The following is an 11,869-nucleotide window of genomic DNA, read 5'->3' as shown; positions in this document are numbered from 1 at the left end:
GCCGGCCTGCTGCTGGCCGCCGCCTGGGTGTGGTGGGCATCGTCGCGCGAAGTGGTGACGGGTGTGAAGCCGCTGAACAGCAACGGCACGACCGGCCGGGCGCTGATCGTCTACCACCCCGGGCTCAGCGACTTTCCCGATCGTGTCACAGCCTCTTTCGCCGCCGGACTGGCAGCGTCGGGCTGGAGGGTGGAGCGCACGACCGCCAGTATCCAGGCGCCCGGCGATCTCGACGGCTACGACTTGCTCGTCCTGGGCTCGCCGGTCTATGCCAATGCAGCGGCGACTCCCCTGTCGCGCTACCTGGAGCGGCTGGGTGATCTTCGCGGCAAGCCCGTGGCGCTGGTGTTCACGGCGGCCGGCGACGCCGGCCCAGCGTTGGCGGCCACTGCCGAGCGGGCGACAGCGGCGCACGGGCGCGTCGTCGGGAAGTACGGCTACACGACGCAGCGGCCCAACGGCGCATCCCCGAGCGCTGGTGGCTCGAACGTCGACCAGGCGATCGCGATGGCGCACGATGCCGGTCGGGCGCTTTCGCCCGCTGCGCAATGAGCCGCCCCGGGCGGGCGCGCTGGCCCGCCGCGGCCGCGGGGCAAATGTTGACGGCCGCACGGCTCGCGGTATCGCCGTGGCTCTTCTTCTGCATTGAGCAGGGACGGTTCTTCGAGGCGGCAGGGGTGCTGGCCGTCGGCATGGCCAGTGATCTGCTGGACGGCCCACTGGTGCGGTACGCCGGGTGCTCGACGCGATTCGGAGCGTGGTTCGACATCCACGCCGACCTGGCCTTGATCACGGCGGCGTTCGCGGGGCTGGCAATGGCCGGAGTGCTCCCTTGGTGGCCTCTGTGGGCCATCGGTGCGAGTTTCGTCGTGTTCGTCGCGACCAGCCGCAAGCGCCTGTACGACCCGCTGGGCCGCTCGATCGGTGGGGTGTTGATGGGTGCCGCGCTGGGCGTGCTGATTGCGCCGGACCTGGCCGTCCAGCTCACGCTGGGCTGGCTGGCCGGCATCGCCTCGATCATGACGATCGCCGGGCGGTTGTCGGTCATGCTGTTGCCGGCAGTCGACGGGCACCGCCATTGAGTTCGCGCAATCGATGCAGCGGGCAGTGGTGCAGAGTCCCTGATGCCACCGCGCTGCTGGCCAGTCCTGTCGATACGGGTGGGAGCGGCTCCCGGCGATCACCTCCATGGCGCGATCCGGGCATCGCGGCGCTCTTCCGGTGCTGGCGGTTCTGCGCGGGCGCAACCCAAGCGCGGTGGCACCTCCTGATGCTGCCGAACCATGCCCGGGACGCAAGCACGTTGCTCCAGACGATGACTCACTTGCCGCGCACTGTTCGCGACAAGGCGATCTCCATCGCCAATGCCTTGCTTCGCGAAGGATTGGACCGCAGCGGAAGGGCGACGGCCCCGGTCGACCAGCCGTTGCACCACGGGCGCGGTTCAGTGCGCAGCCGCGGAAGAGGTGGCGGGGTCGCGCGGGCCTGAGCCGCGGATGGCTCGGGCGTGGGCGCGCACCTGCACCTGGCGCGCCACGTCGTCGAGCCGCAGCGGCCGGCGCCCGTCGCGCAGGGCGCGGGCCAGGATGCGCGACCAGCACCGAAGTACGGCGGCATGGTCGGCGTCATGCGGGTGCAGCTCCAGCCGCAGCAGCGGTGCGCGCTGCTGCCAGCCGGCCAGTAAGGTGTTCCAGACCACCGAGGCCAGGCGCCGCCAGGCCGAGCGGGTACTGAACACCACGCTGCGCGCATGCAGGCCTTGGCGGCCGGGCAGGGCGACCACCTCGTTCAGCGTGCAGGTGTAGGCGAATCCGGCCGATTCGACCGCCTCCCACGACGCCTCGCTCAGCAGCCAGGCAGGGGCCACGAAACCCCGCATCGGCAAGCGAAGCAGCGTGGCCCAGGCGCGGCCGAGCGCCAGGCGGCGCGTGGCCTCGGATCGGTCCAGCGCCGAGAACTCGCCTTCCCCGTCGGTGTACCAGCGGCGCCGCACGTGGTCGAGCCAGCTGCTGCGGGGCGGTGCGTCGTCGCTGTGGGTCAGCCCGTGCAGTGCCAGCTCGTGGCCGTGGCCCACCAGGTAGCGCAGCGAGCGCACGAAGGCAGGCGTGGCCGGCTCGCCATGCATGGCCGGCACCACCAGCAGGGTCATCGGCAGGCGCTTGCCTTCACGGCGCGCGACGCGGCGCACGGCGGTCATCACGCGCAGGCAAGCCGGCCAGGTGGCCGGCGACACGTCGTGCAGCACCACCGTCAGTGCGCGGCCCATGGTCAGGCTTGCAGCAACAGCGGTTGGGTCGGGGCCGATGACGGCTCGTCGTTGTCCAGCGGGCCTCGTTGCAGCAGTCGAAGGTAACGCTGCGACAGCCCATCGAGCACCAGCTTCCAGTCGAGCGTGCGGGCACGGGCCAGCGCCTGTTGCGCCAGCGCGCCTTCGCGGCCGGCCAGGGCGGCTCGCATCGCCTCGGCCCAGTCGCCGGGGCGGCGCGAGGCCAGCGTGATGGCGACGCCGTCAGCCAGCTCACCCAGGCCTGCCGCCGAGCTGGCGACCAGCGGCGTGCCGCAGGCCATGGCTTCGAGCGCGGCCAGGCCGAAGGTTTCTTGATCGCCCGCGTGCACGAAGGCATCGCAGCTGGCCAGCAGGCGCGCCAGGCGGCCGTTGTGGAACTGAGGTTTCAGCACGACCACCTGGCGACCCTTGGGTGGTTTCGGTCCATTGCCGACGGCGAGCAGCACGTGCCTGGGGCCCAGCAGCTCCACCGCGCGGGCCAGCAGATCGAGGTTCTTCTCCGGCGCAAACCGGCCGGTGTAGACGAGCAGCCGCGTGCCGGGTGGCAATTGCAGCCGACGCTCCAGCGCGCGCCGCCACACCGGGTCGGCCGCGGCGGGGTTGAAGACCGTGCTGTCCACGCCGAGTGTCTGGTGGTGCGCATGGCGCACGCCCAGGTCATGCAAGGCTTCGGTCATCGTGCGGCTGGGGGCCAACACCATGTCGAAGCCGGCGTAAACGCGGGCCAGGTAGTGGCGGGCTTGGCGCTCGGCCCATCGACCGCGCCAGTGATTGCCGCCGACACCGGCCACCCAGTGCCTGGCCAACGCCGGCAGATTGCTGTGGCAAAAAGCGACCGACGGGACCTGCAGGGCGCGCGCCGCGTCGAGCGTGGCCCAGGCCAGCGTGAACGGATCCGACGATTCGAGGATCTCCGGCTCGGCCTGCTCGATCAGTCGTGTCGCATGGGCCCGGCTCCACACGAACCGGTAGCCGCCGGAAAACGGCAGCGGCATGCCGCCGCAGTCGATCATGCCCGGGCCGCGGACGCCGGGCGCCAGCAATGTATGCTGCCAGCCCTCGGCGACCAGTGCCGCCCGCTTGGTGCTGATGACACGGCGCACGCCACCGCAGGCCTCGCGAGACCAGAACATCGTGGCGTCAAGCAGATGCGGGCCTTCCGGCCGGCTGGTGGGGGGCGGTATGGCAGGCATGGGGCGGCTATTGCAAGGCTTGTGCCACTGCACGACTGGCGTGGCTGTCACTCGGTGAGCGGGCGGGAGGCACGAGCGGCCTCCCGGGCGGAGCGTCCGTTGTGCCGTAAGGCCTACCGGCCGCCGGCAGTTCTTGCTGACATGCCGCACCCGTTGCGGGATGCGGCATGGCGATGCGACTTCACATGCCACCTGGGGTGGTGGCGGGGTCGACAGGCGGCACTGGCTCACGCCAGGCCGCCGGGGCTTCAGTTGCGGTCGCTGCGGGCGGGCAACGACGAGTCGGTCGTCGTGGTGCCGCTGTCGTAGCTGCTGGTGCCGGTGGCGCCGGTGCTCGGCGTCGTGCTCGGCGTGGTGGTGCTTGGCGTCGAGGTGGTGCTCGAATCCGTTGTCGTCGTGCCGCTCGGCGCGACGGGCATCGTGTTGCTGGTATTCGGCAGCGTGGGCGTTGCGCCGGTATCCGGGCCGGCAGTTCCCTGCCCGGCGGGGTCGTTCTGAGCGACGGCGACGCCGGCAACCACCACGAGGCAGGCTGCAGCTGCACTGGTCAGTCGGGTGACAAGCTTGTTCATTCCAAAGACTCCATAGAAAGGTTGAGGATTCGCTGTGCCGCCATGCCAGGCATGGCGAAACGAGCGCCGCGGGAGCAACTCGGCAATCCGCGTGCCGTCGTCGGGCTCCAGCAGCCGGCAAGTTCTTCCATCGAATGGCGCGGCATGACGAGTGCCAGAGCCCTGCACCGCATGGCAAACCTTGCCGATCGAACCCCTGATGCCAACCCATTCAGCAGGAGCAGCAGCCCATGGCCAAGACCGACCACAGCCTGAAGACACAACGCGAGATCCAGCAGCAACAAGACCGCCGCGACCAAGAGCGACAGGCGGGCCAGGATGACGGCGGCGGCGCCGTGCAGGCCGGCGCCCGCCGACAACCCGAGAAGCTGCCTGCCCAGCACCTGGCCAAGCCGGGTCTGGAGGCAGACCTGGCGTTGAAGCCGCGCTTCATGGCGCCCGACTACCGGGGCAGCGGCAAGCTGCAGGACTTTGCGGCGCTGATCACCGGCGCCGACTCCGGCATCGGCCGCGCAGTGGCGGTGCTGTTCGCACGCGAAGGCGCCGATGTGGCGGTCGCCTACCACTCGTCACAGGAAGATGCCGAAGAAACCAAACGTTGCGTGGAAGCGGAGGGGCGGCGCTGCCTGCTGCTGCAAGGCGATGTGAAGGACGACGCCTGGTGCCGACAGGCGGTGAAGCAGACGGTGACGGCCTTCGGCAAGCTCGACGTGCTGGTCAACAACGCCGCGTTCCAGGAACACGCCGCGTCGCTCGAGGAGATCGACGACCGCCGGCTGCAGGAAACGCTGGACACCAACATCGGAGGTTACTTCCGCATGGCCCGCGCGGCGCTGCCGCACCTGAAGCGCGGCAGCTCGATCATCAACACCGGCTCGGTCGTGGGTCTGCGCGGCAGCGAAAAGCTGCTCGACTATTCCGCCACCAAGGGGGCCATCCACGCCTTCACCAAGTCGCTGGCGAGCAACCTGATCGAACGCGGCATCCGCGTCAACGCGGTGGCCCCGGGGCCGGTATGGACCCCGTTGAACCCGGCCGACATCCCGGCCGAGAAGGTCGCCGAGTTTGGCCAGAGCACCGACATGAAACGCGCGGCCCAGCCCGAGGAGCTGTCGCCGGCCTATGTGTTCCTTGCCGCGCCTGTGTGTTCGGGCTACATCAGCGGCATCGTGCTGCCGGTGACCGGCAGCGTGGGCGCCATCTGAGCGCCTCGCCCTGCGATGAGCCCCGCGGACCCAAGGCACGATGTTTGCCCTTCTCGGCGGGGCGCGCTTTCACCCTTTCCCATCTCTCACACGGAGTTGCCGACATGAATCTCATCATCTGGCTGGTTATTGGTGGGTTGCTGGGCTGGGTCGCCAGCCTCATCATGCGCACCGATGCGCAGCAAGGCGTGTTGCTGAACGTGGTCGTCGGCATCGTCGGCGCACTGCTTGGCGGTTGGTTCATTTCGCCGCTGGTCGGCGTACCCACCATCAATCAGGGGGCATTCAGCCTCGGTGCGCTGCTGGTGTCGCTGGTGGGCGCGATCATCCTGCTGGCCATCGTGAACCTGGTTCGGCGCGGGACGGCCCGCTGAGCGCGCCGCGCAACGCCGAGGCGCGCATGGCCGACGGAACCCGGAGCGAAGCACCGGGCGGCGAAAGCGCCGCACGCACCGAATCATTCATCGATGCCCTGCACAACCTGCTGCAAGAGCTGCCGGGGCTGGTCAGCGACCGGGTCGAGTTGTTCGCGCTCGAACTCGGGCGCGCGGGTTCGGCGCTGGCGCGCATCGTGGCCTGGGTGGTGGCGATCGCGATCCTGGGCGTCACCGCCTGGCTGGCCTTGTGGGCCGGCGTGGTGATCGCGCTGGTGGGTTTGGGCCTGCACTGGACGCTGGCGTTGTTGCCGGTGCTGCTGATCAACCTGGTCGCGGTGGTGCTCGCATTGAAACGGGTGCAGTACCTGGTCACCCGGCTGAGCCTGCCCGCCACACGCCGACACCTGACGCTGTCGCCGCGCGCGACGTCGCCCCCCGACTCCGCACCGAACCCGCACGACGATGGCCATGCTCCCGGTTCTTGACATGTCTGACGACGACCTCGACGCGCGCATCCAGCGCGCCGAGTTGGCCCTGATCGCCCGCGACCAGCGGGTCAAGCATCAGGTGGCGCTGCTGGGCCAGCGTGTGCGGCGCGCGCGCGAGCCGGCGCGCTGGATCGTGCCGGTGGCCAGTGGCGCACTGGCGCTGCTCGCAGGCTGGTGGCTGTGGCGCCGACGGCGGCCTCGGCCGGCGCCGGCAGCCGCCATGGGCGAACACTCGCCGCGAACGTCCGGGGGCGACGCGCGCCGATCCCACAAGCTGGATTGGCTGGAGCTGCTGGCGCTGGCCTGGCCTTTCATGCCGGAGTCGTGGAGGCGGCGCTGGGGTCCGACCTCGACCGGTGCGTTGATGAACCTCGGCATGGCGGCCTCGCGCTACCTGATGGGCGGCTTGCGGGGCGCCTTTGCCGGCGGTGGCGAGGCCGCGCGTGACGCCGAGGGCCGCGAACTGCCGCCGCTGCACACGGCGGAGCACGTGGACCTGGGGCGTTATGCCGGCACCTGGTACGAGATCGCCCGTTTGCCCACCGACCTCGAACAAGGCGGCGGTGGTGGCCAGCCGAAGGTGCACTACGCCGTGCATGGCGGCGGCGTGATGGAGGTGCTGAGCGGCTGGTTCGATGCCAGCGGTCAGGAGCAGGTGGTCCGCGGCGAGGCCCGCGTGCTGTCGGGCAGCCACGGGGCCAAGCTGGCGATCAGCTTCCTGCCGGCCTGGTTGCGCTGGTTGCCATTCGGCTGGACCGACCAATGGGTGCTTCACGTCGACGAGACCTACGCGTTGGCCGTGGTCGGAGCGCCGGACCGGCGCCACTTGTGGGTGCTGGCGCGCCGGCCCCGCATCGAACCCGAGGCGTTGGACGCCGCCGTCGATCTGGCCCGGGCGCAAGGCTTCGCAGTCGACCGATTGCTGGTGTCTCAACCGGACTGACCCACCGCCGCACCCGCGCCGGCGCGGCGCTCGTCGTTGGAGGAAAACCCATGTCCCCCTCACTCGACAACCGTTCCCCGGACTACGACGCGCTGTTCCATGACTACGCGGCCGTCTTCGAGCGGTCGTTGGGCGACGTGGTGGACAGTGCGGCGATCCGCGGCTTCTTTGCCGAGTCGTTCGTGTCGGCCGGTCCCAATGGCCAGCTGCAGATGGGCAGCAACGACACCGGCTTCGAGCAGGCGCTGCAGCAGGCCTATGGCTTCTACAAGGCCATCGGCACGCAGCGGATGTGGGTCGAGCGGGTGCGGGCGCAGGCCATCGACGGCGAGCACGACATCGTGCAAGTGGCGTACATCGCCGAGTACCTGCGACCCGACGGCGAACGCCTGAGCATCCCGTTCCAGGTCAGCTACCTGATGCAGCGGCGTGCACAGGGGCCCAAGATCTTCGGCTTCGTGGCCGGCGACGAGATGGCGGTCTACCGCCAGCATGGCCTGGTCGACGACCAGGGCCAGCCGGTGTCATGACGAGCCGGTGGCGGGGCGGGCCTGCAGCAGCGGCAGCAAGCGCTCGCTGAGCTGCGCATAACGCGGCCCGCCGCGGCGCTGCAGGTCCTGCAGCCGGGCTTCGAGATCGATCGCCGTCTGCTCGTACTCGCCGCTCTTGATCGCCTCGATCTCGCGCGCGATCGCCTTCAGCTTGGCCAGCGATTCGGCGGCCTCGGGCGTGGCACTGCCGACCTGCTCGGCCTGGGCGATCAGCACCTCGGTGATCAGGCCCAGCTGTTTGCCGTAGCTGGCGACGGCGAACGCTTTCTCTTCGATGCGGGCGTTGCCGGCCCACGGGTTGATGCCCTGGAAGAACCAGTGCGTGTTCGGCTCCACCCGCTGTGCGACGTCGCCGCTCCATGGGAAATGAAACTGCGGTGCCCAGAACCACAACCAGGGAAACATCAGCGCTCTCCTTCGTTATCCGGCCCGCGACAGCTGCGGCCAGGCTCGCACCACGCCCAGCACATGCACGGCTCCGTAGAGCATGCAGATGACCGAGCTCCACACCACGAATGGCGTTACTTCCGCTGGCGCCCACACCCAGGCGGGCAGCAGCGCCAGCCCACGCACCAGATAGATGGCGGTGATCACGCACAGGCCAAGCCGAAGCCACGGCAGGCGCCGGATCACGCCCGCGCCGGCCAGCGCGTACGCCGCCCATAGCCCGAGCACGAACGCGATGCCGGTGGTCACCAGCGCCGGGTACCACTGGCCGGCTTCGGCCGCCCTGGCCATGCCTTCACCCGCGCCGAAGAAGCGGTACCACGGCGCACCGCCGAAGATGATCGCCACATGCAACAGCGCGGCGACAGCACTGAGGCCGGCGCCGGCGAGCAGGAAGGTGTTGGGCCGGCTGCTCATCGGGCAGGGGCCTCGGCAGCAGGGCGGCCGAAGGTGACGGCGGCCCGTACTTCGGCCGGCGCGGCCTGTGCCACCTGCCAGTCGGGCCGCACACCGAGCGCGTCGTTGACGGTGGAAAACGCCAGGCGGAAAGCGATGAAGGCGGTGGCCTCGAAGATCTCGCGGTCCGACAGGCCGGCGGCGCGCAGCGCCTCGACGTCTTGCGGCGAACTGCCGTTCGGATCGCTCACCACCTGCCGCGCCCAGCGCGACAGGGCCTGATCGCGCGGGGTGAGCTCACCACCTGGTTCGTCATTGAGCACCGACACCGTGGTGGCCGCGTCAGCCTCCCCCGCCAGCGTCTTGCCCCAGGCCAGCGCGCAGTAGGAGTCCCCCAGGCTGGCCGCGGTGGCGCAGACCAGCACGCCCCAGTCGCGCTGCGTCAGCGCCGAGTCTTTCATCAGCGCGGCGCGCAGCGCGGCGAAACCGTCGAACACATCGGGCCGCCAGCTCCACAGCCGGGTCAGGTTCATCACATGGCCACGCTGGGCCAGGTCTTGCTGCTCCAAGCGCGCGGTGGCGTCGGTGTCGGGTGGGGTGGGCAGGAACATCGGTCCTCCTTGAAACAATCAGGCACGCGGGATGGACACCGGTGCGGCTTCGTACAACGTCATCGCCGGCGGTTCGGTCGCCATCGTGGAGAGTGCCTTCGCGAACGCGCGCGAGGCCGGCACCTGGAAATGCTGTTGCAGCGCCGCCATGCCGGCCCACTCTTCGACAAACACCAGGCGCTGCGGGTTTTCGGCATCGCGGTGCACGGCGTGCGAGAGGCAGCCCGGCTCGGCGCGCGAGCGCTGCACATGCGCAAGGCTCAGGGCCAGTGCGTCATCGACACGGCCCGGCGCGGCGACGACGCTTCCAATCACGACGATCATCTTCGATGCTTTGGAGTCAGGGTCAGGCGCGCATTCTGCGCCGTGACTGCGTGCCGGACCGCCCCTAGTTTTCAGTCATCGGGCTTTGGGGGTGGCAGACGACGGGACGGGCGCAGCGCGAAGTACAGCAGCAGCCCGGCTGGTCCGTAGAGAAAGGTCAGCGGCAGGCAGGGCAGCAGGTACCAGCGGGGGGCTGTGCGCGCCAGCACGTCGTCGATCATCCAGCGGCCGACGAACAGGTCGAAGGCGAGGAAGTGCACCCAGCCACCGGCCAGTTTGCCGCGTGACGCGAACAGCGTGGCCACGCCATCCAGGCTGCCGAAATGACCACCCGGTGCGCTGCGCCAGTGCGACACCAGCAGCGCCAGGTAGGCGGCCGACAGCAGCAGCGGCACCAATCGGCCACCGGCCCACAGCAGCCGGATGCGTGCGGTGCCGGGCGGTGCGAGCGCCGCGCCGACCAGCAGCATCCAGCCCACCATCGCGGCGATGCTGGCCAACGTGAACGAGTGTTCAGGCGTCATGGGCGGCCAATGCGTTTGTCTGTGTCTGTGTCTGTGCCTCGGCCGCGACCACCACCGCCTGCGTGCCGACGCGATGGACCGCGCCACCATGCTGGCGTGCGTGCTCGCGGGCCTCGGCCTCAGTCGAAAACCAGTGATTCAGGAACGCATGACAGTCGTTCGGCAATTCGAGGGGGTCGACCGCGTGCGGCGGCATCGTGGCCAGTGCAGGGCGGTAGTGCTCCCAGTCGGGGTGGCCGGCCTCGATGGCCAGCGTGCGCAGGAAGTGCTTGCGCTGCAGCTGCTGCCGCTCGCGGTAGAGCGCGATGAGCGATCGGCCCGGAAAGACCCCGGCCGCATGGGCTCGCCGCAGCGCGGGCATGGCCAGCAGCAGCGGGCCGGACTGAGCGGCCCGGTGCAGCCTGCGGGCCTGGCGAAGCACCCGGTCGAGCGCCGTTGCGGCCGCCGAGGGCCGTTCCGCCGAACCAGGCGGATGCAATGAGGAAACGCGTTGAGTGCGCATACCAACTCCATCGGGACGGATGGCCTTCTCGCGGGTGGCCATGTCGGAGGGTATGCAAGCGAAGGGCTTGCGATGCAGGTGCGTCTGCTTTCGCGAGGTGGGCGTCCTGACAGCCCGGTTGGCAGTTTAGCAGTCGCTCCCATGACGCTAACCCCACGGCTGCAGGGCTGGCGGGGCCGCGCCAGAATGGGCGTCACCCACCCATTTGCCGCCCACCATGACATTCATCTCTGTTCGTGTCCGCTCGGCCATCGTGATGCATGGCTACACCGACGACAACCAGGAAGTCGTCGAAGAGATCCGGGACGAGGCTTTCGTCGAAAAGCTGGTGGCCGTCGACCGGATCCAATCGGTATCCGAGAAGTACCTGCTGGTCACCTCGTCGCATGGGCGGGTGATGTACTGGGAGTACGAGGGCGGCTTTGCGGCAATCAAATCGCGCCTGGCATCGGCCGGGCTGGTCGTGGCCTGAGAGCCTGCACGCCCGAAAAACTCCCAGGCTCCGAGCTGGCCCGCTTCGCCGATGGCGGCCACCACGCGCGCGTCAGGCCGTTCGATGGCCGAGAGAGGTTGGCCCGGGTCTCAGGGCTTCTTCGCGAGCCGCGTGACGTGGCTGACGACGAGACGCCATTGGCCGTTGAACCGCACCAGCGTGTCGGTGAAGCGCACGTCGACCTCGAAGTCCTGGCCGCCCGAGCGGCCCTTCAACGAAGTGATGCCCTGGACGGTGGCCGCGTCGCCGTAGACATGGGCGACCATGTCGTGGTTGCGCAAGACCTGGTACTGCGGATCGCCGGCCTTGACCTCGTCGATGGCCTGGCTGCGCGGCTGCACATCGCCGGCCGGGCCGACGATCGTGAACTCCGGCGCCAGCAGGCGGTCGAGCGCTGACAGGTCGCGCAGCCGGAAGGCGTCGCAGGCGGCCTGGGTGACGGCCATCACCTCGTCTTCGGCCGGCGTGGCGGCGAACGTGGCCAGCGGCAGGCACAGGGTCGCGGCCCGGGCCGCGCGGATGAAGTGGGAGAGTCGGTGCGTCATGCCGCGCAGCCTTGCGGTCGAGGGTCGTCGGGGTCGAGGAGGGCGAGCGCCATGGTCACTGCGGCGCGCGGCCGTAGACGATGGACTGCACGACGCCGGATTTGAAGCGCACCGTGGCCATCAGGTTGCCGGGGCCGCGGTCGTAGACCCATTCCTCGACGGGTTGGCACGGCGTCACCACCGCCGCATAGGCGCTGGGCAGCGGCTGCAACGTGCCGGCCTGCACCCATGGGGCGCAGTAGCTGTCTTTCAGCAGCGGCTCGCCGCACTTGTAGAGCACCGCGAGGCGCGATTCACCTTCGCTGGTGCTGCTGCCGTTGCAGCGCAGGGATTCGGCCCGCGCCGACGACGCGGCCATCAGGCCCAGCGCGGCAGTCAGGACTAAGGAGTGACGTCGTTTCATGGCGGCCT

At 69.6% G+C, this 11,869-nt stretch carries 19 protein-coding genes; 8 read left to right on the top strand and 11 right to left on the bottom strand.

Annotation, left to right across the window (positions count from 1 at the left end; genetic code table 11):
* Together VFY73_RS19610 and VFY73_RS19605 are read left to right on the top strand one after the other, a co-directional pair.
* Positions 1 to 552: NAD(P)H-dependent oxidoreductase (locus tag VFY73_RS19610; RefSeq protein WP_329721913.1), on the top strand; the 552-nt coding region annotated here is incomplete at its 5' end.
* On the top strand, positions 549 to 1,082 hold the full coding sequence (locus VFY73_RS19605; protein WP_329721911.1) for a CDP-alcohol phosphatidyltransferase family protein: 534 nt from the start codon (positions 549 to 551) through the stop codon (positions 1,080 to 1,082). The genes VFY73_RS19610 and VFY73_RS19605, both read left to right, overlap by 4 nt.
* Before the next feature lie 362 nt (positions 1,083 to 1,444).
* On the opposite strand, the gene VFY73_RS19600 is transcribed toward VFY73_RS19605, so the two are convergent.
* The 3 genes from VFY73_RS19600 to VFY73_RS19590 form a co-directional block, all read right to left on the bottom strand.
* The gene (locus VFY73_RS19600) at positions 1,445 to 2,266 is read right to left on the bottom strand and encodes a polysaccharide deacetylase family protein (RefSeq protein ID WP_329721909.1); all 822 of its coding nucleotides are present in this window, start codon (positions 2,264 to 2,266) and stop codon (positions 1,445 to 1,447) included.
* A 2-nt stretch (positions 2,267 to 2,268) separates the two neighbouring features.
* Complete coding sequence (locus tag VFY73_RS19595; protein ID WP_329721907.1) at positions 2,269 to 3,480, bottom strand: glycosyltransferase; 1,212 nt, start codon at positions 3,478 to 3,480, stop codon at positions 2,269 to 2,271.
* A gap of 248 nt (positions 3,481 to 3,728) precedes the next feature.
* Positions 3,729 to 4,052: a hypothetical protein gene (locus VFY73_RS19590; RefSeq protein ID WP_329721905.1), complete on the bottom strand. Its 324-nt coding sequence runs from the start codon at positions 4,050 to 4,052 to the stop codon at positions 3,729 to 3,731.
* A 230-nt stretch (positions 4,053 to 4,282) separates the two neighbouring features.
* Between VFY73_RS19590 and VFY73_RS19585 the strand changes: the two genes are divergently transcribed.
* The 5 genes from VFY73_RS19585 (at position 4,283) to VFY73_RS19565 (ending at position 7,595) form a co-directional block, all read left to right on the top strand.
* Positions 4,283 to 5,257, top strand: a complete 975-nt coding sequence (locus VFY73_RS19585; protein WP_329721903.1) for an SDR family oxidoreductase — start codon at positions 4,283 to 4,285, stop codon at positions 5,255 to 5,257.
* A 104-nt stretch (positions 5,258 to 5,361) separates the two neighbouring features.
* Positions 5,362 to 5,631, top strand: a complete 270-nt coding sequence (locus VFY73_RS19580) for a GlsB/YeaQ/YmgE family stress response membrane protein (protein ID WP_329721901.1) — start codon at positions 5,362 to 5,364, stop codon at positions 5,629 to 5,631.
* A gap of 26 nt (positions 5,632 to 5,657) precedes the next feature.
* A complete protein-coding gene (locus tag VFY73_RS19575) occupies positions 5,658 to 6,119 on the top strand; it encodes a phage holin family protein (protein WP_329721899.1) in 462 nt (153 codons plus the stop codon).
* A gap of 1 nt (position 6,120) precedes the next feature.
* Positions 6,121 to 7,065 (top strand): lipocalin family protein, encoded by a 945-nt coding sequence (locus tag VFY73_RS19570; RefSeq protein WP_329721897.1) that lies wholly within the window; start codon positions 6,121 to 6,123, stop codon positions 7,063 to 7,065.
* 50 nt (positions 7,066 to 7,115) lie between these two features.
* Positions 7,116 to 7,595 (top strand): hypothetical protein, encoded by a 480-nt coding sequence (locus VFY73_RS19565; protein WP_329721895.1) that lies wholly within the window; start codon positions 7,116 to 7,118, stop codon positions 7,593 to 7,595.
* Here the strand turns inward: VFY73_RS19565 and VFY73_RS19560 are convergent.
* From VFY73_RS19560 to VFY73_RS19535, 6 genes are all read right to left on the bottom strand, one after another.
* Positions 7,590 to 8,021, bottom strand: coding sequence for a hypothetical protein (locus VFY73_RS19560; RefSeq protein ID WP_329721893.1), 432 nt, complete (start codon positions 8,019 to 8,021; stop codon positions 7,590 to 7,592). The two genes, VFY73_RS19565 and VFY73_RS19560, sit on opposite strands and share 6 nt — an antisense overlap.
* Positions 8,022 to 8,036: 15 nt before the next feature.
* Positions 8,037 to 8,480, bottom strand: coding sequence for a hypothetical protein (locus tag VFY73_RS19555; RefSeq protein ID WP_329721891.1), 444 nt, complete (start codon positions 8,478 to 8,480; stop codon positions 8,037 to 8,039).
* The gene (locus VFY73_RS19550) at positions 8,477 to 9,070 is read right to left on the bottom strand and encodes a hypothetical protein (protein ID WP_329721889.1); all 594 of its coding nucleotides are present in this window, start codon (positions 9,068 to 9,070) and stop codon (positions 8,477 to 8,479) included. Before VFY73_RS19550 ends, VFY73_RS19555 begins: the two co-directional genes overlap by 4 nt.
* 18 nt (positions 9,071 to 9,088) lie before the next feature.
* On the bottom strand, positions 9,089 to 9,394 hold the full coding sequence (locus VFY73_RS19545; RefSeq protein WP_329721887.1) for a putative quinol monooxygenase: 306 nt from the start codon (positions 9,392 to 9,394) through the stop codon (positions 9,089 to 9,091).
* A 71-nt stretch (positions 9,395 to 9,465) separates the two neighbouring features.
* On the bottom strand, positions 9,466 to 9,918 hold the full coding sequence (locus VFY73_RS19540; protein WP_329721885.1) for an ABA4-like family protein: 453 nt from the start codon (positions 9,916 to 9,918) through the stop codon (positions 9,466 to 9,468).
* Positions 9,908 to 10,462: a hypothetical protein gene (locus VFY73_RS19535; protein WP_329721884.1), complete on the bottom strand. Its 555-nt coding sequence runs from the start codon at positions 10,460 to 10,462 to the stop codon at positions 9,908 to 9,910. The genes VFY73_RS19540 and VFY73_RS19535 overlap by 11 nt, the downstream gene beginning before the upstream one ends.
* Before the next feature lie 175 nt (positions 10,463 to 10,637).
* On the opposite strand from VFY73_RS19535, the gene VFY73_RS19530 reads away from it, so the two are divergent.
* On the top strand, positions 10,638 to 10,892 hold the full coding sequence (locus VFY73_RS19530) for a hypothetical protein (RefSeq protein ID WP_329721882.1): 255 nt from the start codon (positions 10,638 to 10,640) through the stop codon (positions 10,890 to 10,892).
* A 110-nt stretch (positions 10,893 to 11,002) separates the two neighbouring features.
* Here VFY73_RS19530 and VFY73_RS19525 read toward each other — a convergent pair whose 3' ends face one another.
* Both VFY73_RS19525 and VFY73_RS19520 read right to left on the bottom strand, forming a co-directional pair.
* Positions 11,003 to 11,458: a nuclear transport factor 2 family protein gene (locus tag VFY73_RS19525; protein WP_329721880.1), complete on the bottom strand. Its 456-nt coding sequence runs from the start codon at positions 11,456 to 11,458 to the stop codon at positions 11,003 to 11,005.
* Positions 11,459 to 11,513: 55 nt separating this feature from the next.
* Entirely contained in the window at positions 11,514 to 11,861 is a 348-nt protein-coding gene (locus VFY73_RS19520; protein ID WP_329721878.1) for a DUF2845 domain-containing protein, read from the bottom strand.
* Between the last annotated feature and the right edge of the window lie 8 nt (positions 11,862 to 11,869).

The sequence above is a fragment of the Ideonella sp. genome, assembly GCF_036277275.1.
Lineage (GTDB): Bacteria > Pseudomonadota > Gammaproteobacteria > Burkholderiales > Burkholderiaceae_C > Ideonella.
Note: the sequence above shows the minus strand (reverse complement) of the source record. Positions and strands in the feature narration are given on the sequence as shown.

Coding starts and splice junctions, on each gene's coding strand:
- VFY73_RS19605 (WP_329721911.1), top strand. CDS start 549: ATGAGCCGCCCCGGGCGGGCGCGCTGGCCCGCCGCGGCCGCGGGGCAA.
- VFY73_RS19600 (WP_329721909.1), bottom strand. CDS start 2,266: ATGGGCCGCGCACTGACGGTGGTGCTGCACGACGTGTCGCCGGCCACC.
- VFY73_RS19595 (WP_329721907.1), bottom strand. CDS start 3,480: ATGCCTGCCATACCGCCCCCCACCAGCCGGCCGGAAGGCCCGCATCTG.
- VFY73_RS19590 (WP_329721905.1), bottom strand. CDS start 4,052: ATGAACAAGCTTGTCACCCGACTGACCAGTGCAGCTGCAGCCTGCCTC.
- VFY73_RS19585 (WP_329721903.1), top strand. CDS start 4,283: ATGGCCAAGACCGACCACAGCCTGAAGACACAACGCGAGATCCAGCAG.
- VFY73_RS19580 (WP_329721901.1), top strand. CDS start 5,362: ATGAATCTCATCATCTGGCTGGTTATTGGTGGGTTGCTGGGCTGGGTC.
- VFY73_RS19575 (WP_329721899.1), top strand. CDS start 5,658: ATGGCCGACGGAACCCGGAGCGAAGCACCGGGCGGCGAAAGCGCCGCA.
- VFY73_RS19570 (WP_329721897.1), top strand. CDS start 6,121: ATGTCTGACGACGACCTCGACGCGCGCATCCAGCGCGCCGAGTTGGCC.
- VFY73_RS19565 (WP_329721895.1), top strand. CDS start 7,116: ATGTCCCCCTCACTCGACAACCGTTCCCCGGACTACGACGCGCTGTTC.
- VFY73_RS19560 (WP_329721893.1), bottom strand. CDS start 8,021: ATGTTTCCCTGGTTGTGGTTCTGGGCACCGCAGTTTCATTTCCCATGG.
- VFY73_RS19555 (WP_329721891.1), bottom strand. CDS start 8,480: ATGAGCAGCCGGCCCAACACCTTCCTGCTCGCCGGCGCCGGCCTCAGT.
- VFY73_RS19550 (WP_329721889.1), bottom strand. CDS start 9,070: ATGTTCCTGCCCACCCCACCCGACACCGACGCCACCGCGCGCTTGGAG.
- VFY73_RS19545 (WP_329721887.1), bottom strand. CDS start 9,394: ATGATCGTCGTGATTGGAAGCGTCGTCGCCGCGCCGGGCCGTGTCGAT.
- VFY73_RS19540 (WP_329721885.1), bottom strand. CDS start 9,918: ATGACGCCTGAACACTCGTTCACGTTGGCCAGCATCGCCGCGATGGTG.
- VFY73_RS19535 (WP_329721884.1), bottom strand. CDS start 10,462: ATGGCCACCCGCGAGAAGGCCATCCGTCCCGATGGAGTTGGTATGCGC.
- VFY73_RS19530 (WP_329721882.1), top strand. CDS start 10,638: ATGACATTCATCTCTGTTCGTGTCCGCTCGGCCATCGTGATGCATGGC.
- VFY73_RS19525 (WP_329721880.1), bottom strand. CDS start 11,458: ATGACGCACCGACTCTCCCACTTCATCCGCGCGGCCCGGGCCGCGACC.
- VFY73_RS19520 (WP_329721878.1), bottom strand. CDS start 11,861: ATGAAACGACGTCACTCCTTAGTCCTGACTGCCGCGCTGGGCCTGATG.